Origin of the sequence: Micromonospora sp. NPDC049204, assembly GCF_040647935.1 — a bacterium.
Classification (GTDB): Bacteria; Actinomycetota; Actinomycetes; order Mycobacteriales; family Micromonosporaceae; genus Micromonospora.
On record NZ_JBEZDC010000015.1, the window covers coordinates 1 to 15708 of the forward strand.

The 15708-nt window shown below is 72.3% G+C and carries 15 protein-coding genes; 11 read left to right on the top strand and 4 right to left on the bottom strand.

Annotated features, from left to right (window positions below):
- Window positions 1-137: 137 nt before the first annotated feature.
- The 3 genes from AB0A90_RS25150 (at window position 138) to AB0A90_RS25160 (ending at window position 1387) form a co-directional block, all read left to right on the top strand.
- The gene (locus AB0A90_RS25150; protein WP_357252559.1) at window positions 138-443 is read left to right on the top strand and encodes a metalloregulator ArsR/SmtB family transcription factor; all 306 of its coding nucleotides are present in this window, start codon (window positions 138-140) and stop codon (window positions 441-443) included.
- A 151-nt stretch (window positions 444-594) separates the two neighbouring features.
- On the top strand, window positions 595-786 hold the full coding sequence (locus tag AB0A90_RS25155; RefSeq protein WP_357252562.1) for a type II toxin-antitoxin system HicA family toxin: 192 nt from the start codon (window positions 595-597) through the stop codon (window positions 784-786).
- Window positions 779-1387: a hypothetical protein gene (locus AB0A90_RS25160; RefSeq protein ID WP_357252565.1), complete on the top strand. Its 609-nt coding sequence runs from the start codon at window positions 779-781 to the stop codon at window positions 1385-1387. Before AB0A90_RS25155 ends, AB0A90_RS25160 begins: the two co-directional genes overlap by 8 nt.
- 123 nt (window positions 1388-1510) lie before the next feature.
- Here the strand turns inward: AB0A90_RS25160 and AB0A90_RS25165 are convergent, their stop codons facing one another.
- Window positions 1511-1966 carry a DoxX family protein gene (locus AB0A90_RS25165; RefSeq protein WP_357252568.1) on the bottom strand — a complete coding sequence of 152 codons (456 nt, stop codon included), beginning with the start codon at window positions 1964-1966 and terminating at the stop codon, window positions 1511-1513.
- 383 nt (window positions 1967-2349) lie between these two features.
- Window positions 2350-2598, bottom strand: a complete 249-nt coding sequence (locus AB0A90_RS25170; protein ID WP_357252570.1) for a GntR family transcriptional regulator — start codon at window positions 2596-2598, stop codon at window positions 2350-2352.
- Window positions 2599-2729: 131 nt separating this feature from the next.
- Here AB0A90_RS25170 and AB0A90_RS25175 point away from each other — a divergent pair, with 131 nt between their 5' ends.
- Window positions 2730-3410, top strand: a complete 681-nt coding sequence (locus tag AB0A90_RS25175; protein WP_357252573.1) for a DUF4232 domain-containing protein — start codon at window positions 2730-2732, stop codon at window positions 3408-3410.
- Window positions 3411-3419: 9 nt separating this feature from the next.
- On the opposite strand, the gene AB0A90_RS25180 is transcribed toward AB0A90_RS25175, so the two are convergent.
- Both AB0A90_RS25180 and AB0A90_RS25185 read right to left on the bottom strand, forming a co-directional pair.
- The gene (locus tag AB0A90_RS25180) at window positions 3420-4286 is read right to left on the bottom strand and encodes an ABC transporter permease subunit (RefSeq protein WP_357252575.1); all 867 of its coding nucleotides are present in this window, start codon (window positions 4284-4286) and stop codon (window positions 3420-3422) included.
- Entirely contained in the window at window positions 4286-7150 is a 2865-nt protein-coding gene (locus tag AB0A90_RS25185) for an alpha/beta fold hydrolase (protein ID WP_357252578.1), read from the bottom strand. The genes AB0A90_RS25180 and AB0A90_RS25185 overlap by 1 nt, the downstream gene beginning before the upstream one ends.
- Window positions 7151-7525: 375 nt before the next feature.
- Here AB0A90_RS25185 and AB0A90_RS25190 point away from each other — a divergent pair, with 375 nt between their 5' ends.
- From AB0A90_RS25190 to AB0A90_RS25220, 7 genes are read left to right on the top strand one after another with little or no spacing between them, the layout of a single operon-like run.
- Window positions 7526-8704: a hypothetical protein gene (locus AB0A90_RS25190; protein ID WP_357252581.1), complete on the top strand. Its 1179-nt coding sequence runs from the start codon at window positions 7526-7528 to the stop codon at window positions 8702-8704.
- A complete protein-coding gene (locus tag AB0A90_RS25195; protein ID WP_357252584.1) occupies window positions 8691-11219 on the top strand; it encodes a sensor histidine kinase in 2529 nt (842 codons plus the stop codon). The genes AB0A90_RS25190 and AB0A90_RS25195 overlap by 14 nt, the downstream gene beginning before the upstream one ends.
- A complete protein-coding gene (locus AB0A90_RS25200) occupies window positions 11216-11689 on the top strand; it encodes a roadblock/LC7 domain-containing protein (RefSeq protein ID WP_355027544.1) in 474 nt (157 codons plus the stop codon). The genes AB0A90_RS25195 and AB0A90_RS25200 overlap by 4 nt, the downstream gene beginning before the upstream one ends.
- Window positions 11686-12174 (top strand): DUF742 domain-containing protein, encoded by a 489-nt coding sequence (locus AB0A90_RS25205; protein WP_357252588.1) that lies wholly within the window; start codon window positions 11686-11688, stop codon window positions 12172-12174. The genes AB0A90_RS25200 and AB0A90_RS25205 overlap by 4 nt, the downstream gene beginning before the upstream one ends.
- Window positions 12152-12898: an ATP/GTP-binding protein gene (locus tag AB0A90_RS25210; protein WP_357252591.1), complete on the top strand. Its 747-nt coding sequence runs from the start codon at window positions 12152-12154 to the stop codon at window positions 12896-12898. Before AB0A90_RS25205 ends, AB0A90_RS25210 begins: the two co-directional genes overlap by 23 nt.
- A 37-nt stretch (window positions 12899-12935) precedes the next feature.
- The gene (locus AB0A90_RS25215; RefSeq protein WP_357252594.1) at window positions 12936-13451 is read left to right on the top strand and encodes a hypothetical protein; all 516 of its coding nucleotides are present in this window, start codon (window positions 12936-12938) and stop codon (window positions 13449-13451) included.
- A gap of 36 nt (window positions 13452-13487) precedes the next feature.
- Window positions 13488-15701, top strand: a complete 2214-nt coding sequence (locus tag AB0A90_RS25220) for an AAA family ATPase (RefSeq protein ID WP_357252597.1) — start codon at window positions 13488-13490, stop codon at window positions 15699-15701.
- Window positions 15702-15708: the final 7 nt, after the last annotated feature.

The following is a 15708-nucleotide window of genomic DNA, read 5'->3' on the forward strand; positions in this document are numbered from 1 at the left end:
CGCGATAGCGCATCCCACTCGACGTCAGACAACTCGTAGCGACGACTCACGCCCTACATCATCCGACACCATGATCCTTTGAAGACACTGCCTAGGGCGTTGTTCGAGAGTTGTCGAACAAGGGTTACACTGGTCACATGGAGCCGCACGAACCCGACCTGACCGACGTACCGGTCACCACCGTGCTGGCCGCACTCGCCGACGACGTGCGGCTACAGATCGTGCGGGCGCTTGTCGAGAATGGCGAGGCGGCCTGCGGCAGCTTCGACTTCGGCGTTTCCAAGGCGACCCGCAGCCACCACCTCAAGGTGCTGCGCGAGGCCGGCCTGACCCGCACCCGGGCCGCCGGCACCAGCCGCCTGGTCCGGCTCCGCCGCGACGAGCTGGACCGCCTCTACCCCGGCCTCCTGGACGCGGTGCTCGGCGCACACACCTCGGCGTAGATGGGCCTGACGGACAAGCGGTGCGTGCACTGAGTACAGCATCACCAACGGTCAGTGTCGGTACGGGTGAGACACGCTCGGATGGAGGAAACTGCTGTGCATGGGGAGCCAGTGGCCATCGTTGAAGGCGAGAGCCTTGTTGAGGTTGCTCATGGGCGAACTCGGCTACCGGGTCGAGCGGCAGTCCGGCTCTCATCGCCGCCTCGTTGCCAACGGTCGGGTGTCGATCACCTTTGCCTTTCACGACAAATCCACCGTCTCACCACGCGCGGTCGGCGTCATACTGGTACAACAGGTCGGGCTCACCCCCGAGGAAGCCAGGGAGGTGCTGAAGAGTGCGTGAAAACGTCATCGATCTGATCGTGATCAGCCCGAACACGGATGACGAGGACTGGGCCTTCCACAGCCCCCAGATACCGGGGCTGATGGGCGGGCGCAGCAGCCTGCTTCAACTGCGCGCAGACCTGCCGGAAATCCTCCGCTTCGCCGATGTCCCACTGCCAGTACAGATTCGTGTCCACGTGGAGGACGTGTACGACTCGGCTGGCACGAGTTACATCATCCGCCAGAGTCAGGATGGGCACCGGACTGAGCGTTCCGCCACCGCACAGCGCCTACGTGCCGCTCTCACTGTGGCGGAGCAGCGGGAGCAGTTGCTCTCGTCGCCACGCACCAGGACGGGCGAGGTGCTTTTCATCGCCGCGGTGCCCTCGGACGCACTGCACGACATCTCCGCTCAGCTTCATCCGTCCGGCGACGCGGCGGTGGTGGTCTGCAACGTAGCTGACGAGCTGCTCTGGTCGTTCCATCTCACGAACGCCGAGGATCTCGATGCTGCCGCCAGACCACTGGGGGACCTCGGACTCTCGGGCGAAACGACGATCGCGGAGGTCATGCGCCGACGCCCCGTGGGCTCCCCGGCACCGGCCTTGCTGGCCAGCTGAACGGCCAATGGTGGCAGTGCGCATCAAGTCCGCGAGATCGCCAGTTCCACCCCTGCAACCCGGACCGGGCGCGTCGCCGGAGCCGCCTCGTCGAGGCTCCGGCGACGCGCGGTACGGGTGCGGTCAGATGACCATCGAGCTGGGCTCGGTCGCCGGCACCGCAGGCGCGGGCCGAACGTCGCGACCACGGGCGAGCAGCGTGTCGAGCGCCCAGGAACCCGGGCCGAGGGCCGCGACCAGCAGGAACGACCAGCAGAAGAGCGCCGACAGCTCACCACCGTTGTGCAGCGGCAGCAGATCGTCCGGCTGGTGCACCACGAAGTAGGCGTACGCCATCGAGCCGGACGCGAGGAGTGCGGCGGGCCGGGTGAAGAGCCCGGCCAGCACCAGTACGCCGCAGACCAGTTGGATCAGTGCGGCCCACCAGCCCGGCCAGGTGCCGATGGGTATCGCCGTACCGGTCATCGGGTTGCCGCCGAACAACCCGAAGACCGAGGTCAGGCCGTGCAACGTGAACAGCAGGCCGATCACGATGCGGAACAGGGACAGGGTCGGCCCGCCGAGCCGAGAAGCGTTCATCGGTACCTCCATCGAAGGGTTGAGATCTCTTCAATGTGAGGCATGGAAGTATCGAAGGTTATAAATTCCTTGCTAGTGGGAAAGTCCCCGGTCGGAATGTACCGGTGTCCACAGCCCCGCGTCGAGCGCCCGTAACGTCGCAGACGCGTCGCCATGGCCCCTGAGCTGCGGATAGAGCGAATTCAAGGACGAAGCAGCCACCGTGGGCACGCTCCCATAGTGTGGGTACGGCCTACCCGACGGCCCCGGGCACCAGCAGGACCAGATCCCGGACCCCCAAGGAGCGGTACGAGCCGCATGATCAACGGATCTTGCGCGAATCCTCAGTCTCCCAGCGTCGATCATGAGGTTATTGTCAGGACGCGCGAAGGACGGCAATAACCTCATGATCGACGGGGCGGGTGGTCCGCCGGGCCTGCCCCGGGGCAGGGGTTGGGCGTCAGTGGACAACCCCGTGCGTCGACCACGACACCACGGTCACGCGGGAGCGCCACAGCGCGTGCGGCAGTCGAGAACGACACCGGGTAGAGGTTGCCGAGCTGCGTGTAGGACGGCAGCTTGGCGCCCGGCTTGTACTCGTCGGCCTTGATCCGAGCGGCGATGTCGACGTAGCTCAGTGGGATCGCGGGCATGGGTGGCGTCGCCGAAATCGGTACGCCCGAAGCGCTCGCGGTGCTCCTCGTGATCGACGCCGTCCGGGAGGGCACACCCGACTGTCGGGGCCGCGCGGCGGCGGCTCGCCCACGTGGGCGAGGATCAACGAATGGTCTCCCGCGACACGGCAGCACGGCTGCGCATCAGCGCGGCGGTCGCGGCGGCTCTCGCGCTCGGCGGCTGCACCTCCGACGACCATCGGGGCCAGGGTGGGGATCCGCCGGGCCCCCCGCCGGCCGCGCCGAGCCCGTCCGCGAGCACCGACCCGCTGGCCGACTGCCCGGCCACCGGCATCCGGATCCGCTCGACCGGTGGCGACGCCGCGATGGGCCTACGCGCCCTCGGCCTGGAGTTGGTCAACTGCGGCGACCGCCCGTACCAGCTCAACGGATACCCGGTGCTGCACGTGTTCGACGAGCAGCGCGAGCCGGTCCTGCTGCGCGTGGTCAACGGTGGCAAGGAGATCACCTCGGGCTTCGACCAACCGCCCCGGGAGGTCACCCTCGCCCCGAACGAACGGGCCACGGCAGTGCTGCTCTGGCGCAACCTCGTCACCGACTCGACGGTGGTGGCCACCAACGGCGAGTACCTGACGGTGGCACCCGCGGCCGGGCAGCCGGCCGAGGAGGTCGACCCGGACGGACCGATCGACCTGGGCAACACCGGCCGGATCGGCGTCAGCGCCTGGAAGAAGGCCGAACCGTCCGCGCCGGCGCCGACCCGGCCGGCCCGGCCGCCGGCGCCCAGCGCGGTGCCGTCGTCGGTGAGCACGCCCGACGGCCGGCTGTGAGCCCCGCCGCTACGACGTGATGTCCTTGCGGGTGAAGCGCCAGAACGCCAGCCCCCAGAACAGCGTCGCGTAACTGATCGCCGAGATGCAGCCGCGCACCACGTCGTCGGTCTGCACCGGGGTCGAGAGCAACCCCAGCCAGGCGGTGCTGAAGTGGGTGGGCAGGAAGTCGCGCAACGCGCCCAGGGCGGTGATCTGGTCCAGGATGCTGGACAGGATCCAGAGCAGTACCGCACCGCCGACCGCGCCGAGCGCGGCGTCCGTGGTCACCGACAGCAGGAACGCCAATCCGGCCACCACCAGCAGTACGACCGCCAGGTAGCCGAGCACGGCCAGCAACCGGAGCAGCCCCTCGGTGGGTTCCAGTTCGGCGGCGACCGTGCTGCGCAGCGGCGACCAGCCGTAGCGCAGGGTGCCGGCCAACAACGCGGTGCCGGCCAACAGCACAAGAGCCAGTCCCGAGTACGCGAGTGCGACCACCAGCTTCACCGTCAACAACCTGGCCCGGGGCACCGGGATTGCCAGCAGGTACCGCAGGCTGCCCCAGCTCGCCTCACTGGCCACCGTGTCGCCACAGAACAGCGCCACGACGACCACGAGCAGGAACGACGCCGAGACGAAGATCGAGAAGAGGGTGAAGTTGAGCCCACCGGAGGTGGCCAGGTCCACCAGACTGGCGAACTCGTTGTTGCCGTTGTCGTCGTCGCCACCGGAGTTGAACTGGAACGCGATCAGAATGATCAGCGGCAGCAGCACCATGAACCCGAGCGCCAGCTGGGTACGCCGCCGGGACGCCTGCCGGCGGAACTCCGCCCCGAACGGCATGGTGGCCGACGGCCGGTAGCCCTGGGCCGCACCCGCGCCAGTAACAGCCATCACCGGTCACCGCTTCCCCGAGAGTTGTCGCCCACCAGGGCGAGGAACGCGTCCTCCAGGCGGCGTCGCGGCACCACCCGGTCCACCCCGATGCCGGCGCGCACCAGCTCGGCCACCACCTCGCTGCGAGCCGTGCCGTTGGTGTCGACCACCAACTGGCCGTCGCTCTCCGGCAGCACCCGTACCCCGTGCAGCCGGTCCAGCACCGCCCGCGCCGCCACCGGGTCGCTGACGTCGAACAGCACACTCGGCGACTCGCCCACGATCTCCTCCACCGGCCCGGACGCCACGATCCGACCCTTGTTCACCACCACCGCGTGGGTGCACGTCTGCTCCACCTCGGCCAACAGGTGGCTGGAGACCAGCACCGCCCGCCCGTCCGTGGCATAGCGCTGGAGCACCCGGCGCATTTCGGCGATCTGCGGCGGGTCGAGCCCGTCCGTCGGCTCGTCCAACACCAGCAGCTCGGGCAGCCCGAGCATGGCCTGGGCGATGGCCAGCCGCTGACGCATACCGTGGCTGTAGTTCTTGATCTTCCGCTGTACGGAGTCACCCAGTCCGGCGATCTCCAGGGCCGCGTCGAACTGGGCGTCCTCCCACGGCCGGCCGGTGGCCCGCCAGTACGCCTTCAGGTTCTCCAACCCGGACAGGTGCGGCAGGAAACCGGGTCCCTCGACCAGCGCGCCGATCCGGGACAGCACCGGCGAGCCGGGCACCAGCCGGCGACCGAAGACGTAGATCTCCCCGGCGGTCGGCTGGGTCAGCCCCATCAGCACCCGCAGGGTGGTGGTCTTGCCGGCGCCGTTGGGTCCGAGCAGACCCACCACCTGACCGGGGTGCACCTCGAAGTCGACGTTCGACACCGCCACGAAGCCGTCCGCGTACTCCTTGCGCAGCGCGCGCACGGCCAACGGCGTGTCCGCGTACTCCGGGTGCACCGACCGGTCCTGGCGGCGATGCCGGCGGCGCAGCACGGCGACGACCACGACGAGGCCGATCGCGATGGCGGCGAGCAGACCGGCGAGCACCCAGCGCCACAGCGTCGCGGCGGTGGGGATCGGCTCGCCGTCGACCGTGGGCAGGCTGACCGCGCCGTCCGCCGACACCGTGTAGACGGTCGGCTCGGCGGGCGTGGTGTACGCCTGGTCCGAGGTGGCCACCACCAGCCGCAGCCGGTGCCCGGCCTCCACCCGGCGGACGATCCCGGGCAGCGTCACGGTGACCGGGGTGGCGTCCTGCACACGCTGCGGCAGGCCGGTGAGTCGGATCGGGGCGACCAGCCCGTTCGGCAGGGTCGCCGCGCCGTCGGGGTCGACGTCGTAGAGCTTGACGAAGAGCACCGCCGTGCCGGTCGGCGACGCGGCCCGCAGGGTGACGGTGGGCGCACCGGCCACGTCCACCGCCTCGGTCAACGGCGTCGACTCGAACCGGGCGTGCTGGCCGGGAACGTCACCGGCCACGCCGTCCAGCAGGGAGGTGAGCCCACCGGCGAACGGGATCGAGGAGATGGCGGCCGGGTTGCCGTTCGGCGGGTTCGCGATCGGCTGGGCCGGACCGGCGACCGTGACCTCCCGGCGGGCGTTGCCGGTCAGACCCGGGTAGTCGGCGCGGCGGAATCCGGTCGCGACCAGACCCCGGTCGAGCGCGTCGAAACCGGCGATCCGCGACCAGGTGAAGTCGTCGCCGGGAGCGTCGCCCTCGCCCTTGACGTAGTGGTCGAGCCACTGGACGGTCAGGAACTTCACCCGGTCCTCGTCCGACCGGGGTCCACTGCCACCGTCGTGCCCACCGGTGAACCAGGCGACCCGTACCGGGGTGCCCGCGGCGGCGATGCCCTTCGCGTTCGCGTCCGCCTCGCCGAGCGGGAAGAGCGTGTCCGCCTCGCCCTGCACCAGCAGGGTGGGCGCCTTGATCCGGTCCAGTACGCCCGCCGGGCTGGAGCGGCGCAGCAGGTCCACGGCCGCCTGATCGGCCCGCCCGGTGGTGGCGATCCGCAGGTACGCGGCGCACACGTCGGCCGCGAACCGGCCGCAGGACGGGTCGGCCGCACCGGCCGGGGCACCACCGGGACCGCTGCCCGGACCGGCGCCCGGCCCCGGGCTGGGCGGGCCGGCCGACGCCGGTGCGCCCTGCGGCTGGGCGGCGGTCCCGCCGGACAGCCCCGCCGGGCCGGAACCCACGTTGCCGCCGCCGCCGAAGAAGAGACCGGCCCAGCCCTTCTTGAACACGCCCTCGGTCGAAGCCCCGCCGGTGCTCTCCGGCAGGAAGGCACGGGACAGGTCGTTCCAGGTGATCATGGGGACGATCGCGTCGACCCGACGGTCCTGGGCGGCCAGCAACAGCGCCAACCCACCGCCGTACGAGCCGCCGACCACACCGACCTTCGGGTCACCGGCGGCGTCGGTGCGGACCTCCGGTCGGGCGGCCAGCCAGTCCAGCAGCCGAGACGCGTCGCGCACCTCGTAGTCCGGGCTGTCCAGGTGGATCTCACCGCCGCTGCGGCCGAAACCCCGCGCGGTCCAGGTGAGCACCGCGTAGCCGCGCCCGGCGAACTCCTCCGCGTCGGAGCGCACCGACTCCTTCGTGCCGCCGAATCCGTGTGCCAACAGCACCGCCGGGACCTTCCGCGCGGACGAGGCGTCGCCGGGCAGGTAGAAGGTCGTGTCCAGGTCCACCGGCTGGTTGTCGGACGGTCCGGAGCGGACGGTGAGCATCTCGCTCGTGCTGCGAACGCCCGACCCCTGTGGCCACACCGCCCAGGTCACGGCGGCGGCCAGCAGCACGACGACCGCCGCCGCGGCGATCGCGCGGCGGCGGGTGGGCAGGGCACGCCGGAACCACGCGGCCGGCGACGGCGATGTCATGCGGCACACGGTACGGCCCGCAGCCTGAGCGTTGGCTGAGATCCGCCGTACGTCCGTCCGGTTGCCCCGATCGGTGCACGGACGGCAGCGAGCGCGCCATGTCCGACGCGGCACAGTGAGTTGAGTTCGGATCCCGTGAATTCCGATCTTTCACGGATATCGGCCTGCATCCCTCCATGTCACACCCACTGACGAAACAGAGCGTGTCGGGAACGGGGGCGAATGGTGACATTGCTCGAAGTGACGCGAACCTGACTCGTCCACCGAGGCCTGACCAGCGAGGGGGTCGGTTAGTTTTCCGGTCCGGTGCACGGGACTTGTCGGGGTCACCCGACACTGCGCCGATCCGCGCCCCATGCCGGAGGAGACACAACCATGACAGTCCCCGCGCCGCGGGCCCGTCGACGTCCGTCCACCCTGGGCCGACTGCTGCCGTTGCTGCTTGTCGGGGCACTCCTGGCACCGGTGGGTCTGCTCGTCACGTTCGCCTGGCAGCAGACCACCGACGACCGGGACCTCGCCGCCCGGGAGCGACTCGGCGTGCAGTACCTCACCGCGCTGGGGTCGGTCACCGACGCCCTCGTGGAGGCCCAGTCCGCCGCGGTCAGCAATCGACCCGTGTCCGGCGACGCGCTGAACCGGGCGGTCGAGGAGGCCGCCGCGGTGGACGCCCGCATCGGCGCCGAGCTGCTCAGCCAGGAACGCTGGGCCGGGGTACGCGCCAAGGTGGAAGCACTGCGCGGCCGCAGCCCCGCCGACCCGGAGGCCGCCTACACGGCGTACAGCGAGGTCTCGGACCTGCTGCTGGCACTGCACCGCAAGGTCCGGGAGAGTTCCGGGCTGGTCCGTGATCCCGTCGCTGACTCCTTCTTCCTCCAGGGCAGCGCCGGCCAGGAACTGCCCGAGGCGGTGGTGGCCGCCGGCCGGCTCGCCGACCTGGGCATGCTGGTCTCCCGCCGGCCCGCCGCCGAGCAACCACGCGGCATGATGGAGCTGGCCGGCCTGCGGGTGGCCGCCCTGGCACCCGCCGGTGACCTCGTCGACAACCTGCGCTCCGCCGTGGACGGCTCGGAGAGCACCGATCTCGGTGCCAACGTCCTCACCCCACTGGACACCTACCAACGCTCGGTGGAGGCGCTGGCCGCGTACTCCACTCCGGCCAACGGCACGAGCGTGGTGGACCCCGGTCATCTGAGCGCCGCCGGACTCAACACGCACCGGGCGGCCCGCCAACTTCAGCCGGTCATCCTCGCCGAACTGGACGCCCTGCTGGTCGAACGCATCGACGGTTTCAACCGGGACCGATGGCTGATCGGCGCAGCGGGCGTACTCGCGGTGCTGTTGCTGAGCTGGCTCGCCGCGCTGCAGGTCGCCGCCGGTGGCCGGGCGCGGCGTCGGGCGGCCCTGGCGGTGACCCACGCGGAGAGTGCCGACACCCCTGCGCCGGCAGACTCGTGGCAACCGGTGCCCAACGACCCGCGCGGGCTGCAACCGGCCGACGTGGCGCGCGACGCGGAGCCCGCGCGGTGGGGGGCCTTCGATGCTGCTCGGTAGGCTCCGGATCCGCGGCAAGCTCGCGCTGCTCGTGGTGATCCCGCTGCTCAGCATGGTCGGCCTGGCCGTGCCCGTGATGCTCGACCGGGTGGGCGCGGCCCAGCGGGCCAGCGACACCGCCGAGCGGGTACGGCTCGCCAGCCGGGTCGGCAGCCTCGTCCAGGACCTCCAGCAGGAACGCATCCTCTCGGTTGGTTTCCTGCTCGGCCGGGTCGAGCGCGGCGAGGTGGTCCGCAAGTCCGCCGACGTGGACGACCGGGTGGCCGACCTGCGGGCCGGGCGCAGCGGCGCGCTCACCGACCGGGTCGACCACGCCCTGGACGGGGTGTCCAGTCTCATCGAGCTGCGCACGTCCGTGCTGGCCCGGGTCGCGAACCCGGGCCAGGTGATGGATGCGTTCGGCCCGGTCAACAATGGGTTGATCGACTCGTTGCGTCTGGTGTTCGGGGTGGACACCGACACGTTGCCGGGCCGTCAGGTGCTCGCCCTCGACGGGCTGCTCCGCGCCGACGAGGGGCTGGGCGCCTGCGCCACCCTGAGCCTGCTGGTCAAGGCGGTCGGCACCTCGGACACCATCAACGGATACGTGGCGTGCATCGCCGCGCTCCTGGTCGACAACCAGCGCTTCCGCAGCCTGATAACACCCGAACAGCTCAAGGTGGCCCAGCTCAACGACGCGGCCGTGGCCGCGCGAACCAGCTCGGACTTCCTGGCCACCAGCGCCCGCGACCCGGCCAGCGCCGTCCGCGACGTGCCGATGGAGGCGCTCTTCCCGGCCGTCCGCACCATGATCCGGCTCGGTCAGTTCGTGGAGAAGAAGCTGGTCGCCGACGTACTCACCGAGGTGACCGCCGAGCAGCGGCGCGCGCTGACGGCCGCGTACCTGGTCGGGGCCACCGCGGCCCTGATCCTGGCGTTGGTGGTGCTGCTCAGCGCGGCGGTCGCGCGGACGGTGGCCCGACCGCTGACCCGACTCACCCGCTCGGCGGACCGGGTCGCCCGGGTCGCCGAGGCGGAGCTGGTCCGGGTCACCGACGACGAGGGGGAGAGCCCCCAGCCGATCCGGCTGGAACCGGTGGACATCCGGGCCAACGACGAGATCGGCGACCTGGCGCGGGCCTTCGACCGGGTGCAGAGCACCGCCGCGCGGCTGGTCGAGCGGCAGGTCGCCGGCCGGCGCAACGTGGCGCAGATGTTCGGCCACGTCGGGCGGCGTACCCAGAACCTGGTGGGCCGGCAGATCGCGCTGATCGACCGGTTGGAGAAGCAGGAGGCCGACCCGGGCCGGTTGGAGCACCTGTACCGGCTCGACCACATCTCCAGCCGGTTGCGACGCAACGCCGGCAGCCTGGTGGTGCTCTCCGGTTCGGCCGGCGCCGACGCCCACACCGCGCCGGTGCCGCTGGCCGACGTGGTCCGGCTGGCGCTCGGCGAGATCGAGGACTACACCCGGGTGGAGGTGCGGGTGCCGGCGGGCATCTCAGCCGCCCCGGCGGTGGTCGGCGACCTCATCCTGGCGCTGGCGGAGTTGATGGAGAACGCCACCGCCTTCTCCCCGCCGCACACCCGGGTGCTGGTGACCGCCGAGACGTCCGGCATCGGCGCGCGGGTCACCGTCGTGGACCACGGCATCGGCATGGGTGAGCAACGGCTGGCCGAGGAGAACGCCCGGCTCACCCGCCGGGAACGACTCGACCTGGCACCGACCGAGGTGCTCGGCCTCTTCGTGGTGGGCCGGTTGGCCCGGCGCCACGGCTGGGAGGTGGGACTGGCCGCCACCACCGGCGGTGGAGTGACGGCATACCTGGAGATCCCGTCGACGTCACTTGTGCTGCGCCGTGCCGACCCGGCCGGGAGCACCGTCGCCCGGGCCTCGGTGCCGGAGCGGGACCGGCGTACGGCGGCCGCGTCCGAGCGCGCCACACGGTCCATCACGACGACCGTCACCGAGCCAACCCGCTTCGACTCGGACCTGCTCAGCCGGGCCACCCGCAGCCTGGAGGCCAGCCCGTCCTGGAACGCGTTCGGCCCCGGGCAGCCGCCGCAGCAGGCCGCACCCGCCGCCCCGGAACCGGAACCGTCGGGCGCACCGAGCACTCCCCGGGTTCGGCAGCGGGTGCCCGGGGCCAGCCTGCACGCCGCCGCCCCACCAACCCGGCCGGTGGACGCCACCAGTGCGGACCCCGCCGCCGCGCGGGCCCTGGTCGAGGCGTTCCAGGCCGGTGTACGCCGGGCCGAACTGAACACCGTCGACCTGCCGAGCACACCGGGCGGCGTCGGCCCTACGGTGGCCGGTGGCGCCGACCCGTCCGACACCACCCCGGGTCGGCCCCGACTGAGCCGACGGGTGCCGGGGGCGAACCTCACCGTCGTCCCGGCCTGTCAGCCACCCAGTACGCACCTCGGTGACCCGGCCGAGGTCCGCAAGCAGATCAGCGAGTTCGAGGAGGGCGTCGCCCGCGCGCTCCGCGAAGTCGGCCCTGACCGCCGGAACGAAGAAGGATCATCACGGTGACCAGTCCCTTCCTGCACGACAACGTCGACCAGAGCCAGTCCGGCGCGAGCGGGGACCTCAGCCCGGAGGCCCGCACGTTCAACTGGTTGCTGGACTCCTTCACCTCCGGCACGGCCGGGGTCCTGGAGGCGATCGCGGTCTCCTCGGACGGCCTCCTGATGGCCATGTCGGCGATCAAGGACCGGTCCAACGCCGAGCGGTTGGCCGCGGTGGTCTCCGGGATGACGAGTCTCGCCGGTGGGGCGGCCAGCTGGTACGCCCTCGGTGGCCTGAACCGGGTGATCGTCGACATGGCCGACGGCTACCTGCTGATCAGCGCGATCAGCAGCGGTTCCGTGCTCGGGGTGGTCGCCGACCGGTCAGCCAACCTGGGCACCGTCGCGTACGAGATGACGCTCTTCGCCGGGCGGGCCGGTGGTGCCCTGACCCCGCGGCTGATCGTCGAGTTGAAGAACGCCGTTCAGCAGTGACCCCCGACGTCGCCGGCGAGGATCCGGACCCGGAACCGAGGACCCGGATCCGCCCGTACCTGCACACGCCTCGCCCGACCGACGCGGGCGAGGTGATGGCGCCGGCATTGCCCGAGCCGGAGCCGGACGATGGTCGACCAGCCGGTCCCCGTCCGTTCGTGCTCACCTCCGGACGGGTGGCGGGTGCCGACCCGGCGATCGGGCTGGAGACGCAGGTGACCGCCCGGATGGACGGCGGCTGGCCGACCGGCGCTCCCGATGCCCTGCTGGCACCGGAATCCCAGGCGATCATCGCGCTCTGCGCCGCACCGATCTCGGTTGCCGAGATCTCGGCCCGCGCCCGGTTGCACCTGGGCGTGACGCGGGTCCTGGTCGGCGACCTACGGGCGGCCGGGCACCTGGACGTGCACGTCAGCGACACCAACGACGCCGCCGACCCCGACCTCATCCTGCGAGTGATTGATGGACTTCGTGCGATCTCCTGAATGGCCGGTCGCCCCGCTCGGCGGGGCCGCCGGAAACAGCGCCGCCGCCCGTTACGCCGTGCCGGGCGCCGGGCCGGCAGTCGGACGCGCCGGCCCACCGCCGCCGCCGTACCAGCCGCCATCCGGCGCGGGGAGGCCCTCGCCGCCGGTCGGTAAGCCGGCGGCACCGCCGATCCCGGTCAAGATCCTGGTGGCCGGTGGGTTCGGGGTGGGCAAGACCACCACCGTGGGTGCGATCTCCGAGATCGCTCCCCTGACCACCGAGGCCGAGATGACGACCGCCGGGATCGGCGTGGACGATCCGGGTATCCGTTCCACCAAGACCACCACGACGGTGGCGATGGACTTCGGCTGCGTGACCATCGACCGGAGTCTGAAGCTCTACCTGTTCGGCACGCCGGGGCAGGCCCGGTTCGGCTTCATGTGGGACGACCTCGCCCGCGGGGCGCTCGGCGCGCTGGTCGTGGTGGACAGCGCCCGGCTGGACGACTGCTTCCCCGCGATCGACTTCTTCGAACGGGCCGGGCTGCCGTTCGTGGTCGGGGTCAACGCCTTCGACGGGCGGCTGGCCCTGGAACTCGGCGAGATCCGCTGGGCACTGGCCATCGGTGACCACGTGCCCCTTGTGCAGTTCGACGCCCGGGACCGGCTCTCGGTGCGGGACGCCCTGCTTGTCGTCCTGGACCGTGCGCTGGAACGTGCCACCCGGGACAGGCAAGCCTGAGCCGAACGGCTCCGGCCGTGCGGGAAGAGGTGATCTGGTGAGGGGCGACCTGGACGAGACGCTGGCCCGACTGGCCCGGCGCGAGGAGGCGCGGCGCCGGCGGACCAACGACCGTGACGACAGCATCCCGCCGCCGGGCCTTCCGGGGCCGGGCACGGACGACGTCCGCGGCGCCGGGCCGGGACGGCACGACCCCCGGCACGCGGGGGCGGACTCCCCGGGCGAGGTCCCCGGGTGGGGTCCGGTCGAGGAGGTGGCCGAGGCGATCCGCCAGGTCGTCGGCGGCCATCCCGGGCTGGTGGTGACGGTGCAGGTGCAGCACGAGGGTCGGACGTACCCCATGCGGGTCTCCTGGGACGGGCCGGACGTCACGGTCGGGCCGGTGCCCCCGCCGCCGCCGGTGGAACCCCCGCCGGCCTGGCCGCTGTCCGGCCGGACGGTCCCCGAGTGGGCGCCCGGCCCGGACGGGCTGACCCCGGACCCGGCGGCCCGGTTGGCCGAGCTGATCCGACGGGATCCGTCGTTGTTGGACGAGTTGGATCCGCGGCGCTGACCGGCGGGGCTGGCCCGCGGCGGCTACGGTCGGGCGGTGGCGCAACCCGACCTGACCCTGACGGCGAGCCTACGGCCGGCCGCGCTGGACGCCCGGCGGGGCATCGTGCGGCTGCATCCGGAGGCGCTGACCGCGCTGGGGCTGCGGCCCGGCGACCCGGTCCGGCTTGCCGGCCGCCGAGAGACGGCGGGAATCGTGGCGACCGCCGCGCCGGGCGCGAGCAGCTCCCTGCTGTACGCCGACGACCTGACCCTGGGCAACCTGGGTGTGCGCGACGGCGCCCAGGTGCGGGTCAGCCCGGTGCCGCTGGTGCCGGCGGCCCGGGTCGTCCTGGCCGGGCCGGTGGAGGTGGTCGCGGCGGTCAGCCCGGAGATGCTCCGGCTGGCCCTGTTGGGCAAGGTGCTCACCGGCGGCGACGACGTGTCGCTGCTGCCACAGGACGTGCTGCCGGACGCCTCGGTGCGCAGCCTGGTCGAGGCGGCTCGGCGCAGCCTCGCCAACACTGTCGGTGTCGCCTGGACCAGCACCCTGCTCACCGTGCGTACGGTCGAGCCGGCCGCCGGCGCGCTGGTCACCATGGACACGATGATCGGCTGGGAGCACGGTCCCGCCACCCACGGCGGGCCAGTTCCGGCCGATACCGCGCCGGCCCGGCCGGGTGCGGTCACCGAGGCGGTCCCGGCGGAGGGGGTGCCCGACGTGGACGAGCTTCCCGGGCTGCGTACCCAGGCCGAGGAGCTGACCGAGCTGCTCGACCTCGGCTTCCACCACCGGGAGGTGTTGGGCCGGCTGGGCACCACCATCTCGCTGGGGGTGCTGCTCGTCGGTCCGGCCGGCTCCGGGAAGTCGGCGCTGGTCCGGGCCGTCGCCGCCCGGGTGGGTGCCCGCGTCCACCCGTTGTGGGCACCCGAGGTGGCCGCGTCGACGAACCAGGCCGCAGCCGACCGGTTGCGTGCCGCGGCGACGGCGGCCCGAGCCGGCGGGCCGGCGGTGCTGCTGGTCAGCGACGTCGAGGCGCTCGCACCGGCGGACGAGCCCGGCCCGGTGGCGACGGTGTTCCGCCAGGTGCTCGCGGAGTGCGTGCGGGCCGGCGTAGCGGTCGTCTGCGCCACCGGCCGACCGGAGGCGGTCGACCCCGCGCTGCGCGCACCCGACCTGCTGTCGCTGCGGATCAGCATTCCGCTTCCCGACCAGGCGTTGCGCCGCGAACAGCTCACCGTGCTGACCCGACAGGTGCCGTTGGCCGACGACGTTCGGCTGGACGAGGTGGCCGCGCGTACCCCCGGGTTCGTCGCGGCGGACCTGGCCGCGTTGGTCCGGGAGGCCGGGGTACGCGCGGCGCTGCGGCAGAAGTCCGCCGAGACGCCGACGGTGTCGATGGCGGACTTCACGGCCGCCCGGGAGGTGGTCCGGCCGACCACGATGGCGGCGTCGACCCTGGAGCTGGCCTCGGTGACCCTCGACGACGTGGGTGGCCTGGACGACGTCAAGCAGACGCTCACCGAGTCGGTGCTGTGGCCGTTGACCTACCCGGACACCTTCGCCCGGCTCGGGGTGCAGCCGCCCCGCGGTGTGCTGCTCTACGGGCCACCGGGCTGCGGTAAGACCTACCTGGTCACCGCGCTCGCCGGGTCGGGGCGGGCCAATGTGCTGTCGGTGAAGGGCGCGGAACTGCTCTCCAAGTGGGTCGGCGAGAGCGAGCGCGCGGTCCGCGAGCTGTTCCGCCGGGCACGGGAGGCGGCCCCCACCCTGATCTTCCTGGACGAGGTGGACGCCCTGGCGCCGGTACGCGGCCAGGCCACCGACGGGGGCACCACGGACCGGGTGGTCGCCGCGCTGCTCACCGAACTGGACGGGGTGGAGACGCTGCGCAACGTGGTGGTGGTCGGCGCGACCAACCGGCCCGACCTGATCGACCCGGCGCTGCTGCGGCCGGGCCGGTTGGAGCGGCTGGTCTACGTGCCACCGCCGGACGGGCCGGCCCGCGCGGAGATCCTGCGAGCCGCGTCCCGGCAGGTGCCGCTGGCGCCGGACGTCGACCTCGCCGCCCTCGGCGACGAGCTGACCGGCTTCTCCGCGGCGGACTGCGCGGCGCTGGTCCGGGAGGCGGCGCTGGCCGCGATGCGGGAGTCTCTCACCGCCGCCACGGTCACCGCCGGGCACGTCTCGACGGCACGGGCACGGGTGCGCCCCTCGCTGGATCCGGCGCAGGTCGCCGCGCTGGCCGCGTACGCCGCCCGGCGGGACTGAGCACCGC

Excerpts from the sequence above, each read along its gene's own strand:
- AB0A90_RS25150 (WP_357252559.1), top strand. The coding sequence starts at position 138 with ATGGAGCCGCACGAACCCGACCTGACCGACGTACCGGTCACCACCGTG.
- AB0A90_RS25155 (WP_357252562.1), top strand. The coding sequence starts at position 595 with ATGGGCGAACTCGGCTACCGGGTCGAGCGGCAGTCCGGCTCTCATCGC.
- AB0A90_RS25165 (WP_357252568.1), bottom strand. The coding sequence starts at position 1,966 with ATGAACGCTTCTCGGCTCGGCGGGCCGACCCTGTCCCTGTTCCGCATC.
- AB0A90_RS25170 (WP_357252570.1), bottom strand. The coding sequence starts at position 2,598 with ATGCCCGCGATCCCACTGAGCTACGTCGACATCGCCGCTCGGATCAAG.
- AB0A90_RS25175 (WP_357252573.1), top strand. The coding sequence starts at position 2,730 with ATGGTCTCCCGCGACACGGCAGCACGGCTGCGCATCAGCGCGGCGGTC.
- AB0A90_RS25180 (WP_357252575.1), bottom strand. The coding sequence starts at position 4,286 with ATGGCTGTTACTGGCGCGGGTGCGGCCCAGGGCTACCGGCCGTCGGCC.
- AB0A90_RS25185 (WP_357252578.1), bottom strand. The coding sequence starts at position 7,150 with ATGACATCGCCGTCGCCGGCCGCGTGGTTCCGGCGTGCCCTGCCCACC.
- AB0A90_RS25190 (WP_357252581.1), top strand. The coding sequence starts at position 7,526 with ATGACAGTCCCCGCGCCGCGGGCCCGTCGACGTCCGTCCACCCTGGGC.
- AB0A90_RS25195 (WP_357252584.1), top strand. The coding sequence starts at position 8,691 with ATGCTGCTCGGTAGGCTCCGGATCCGCGGCAAGCTCGCGCTGCTCGTG.
- AB0A90_RS25210 (WP_357252591.1), top strand. The coding sequence starts at position 12,152 with ATGGACTTCGTGCGATCTCCTGAATGGCCGGTCGCCCCGCTCGGCGGG.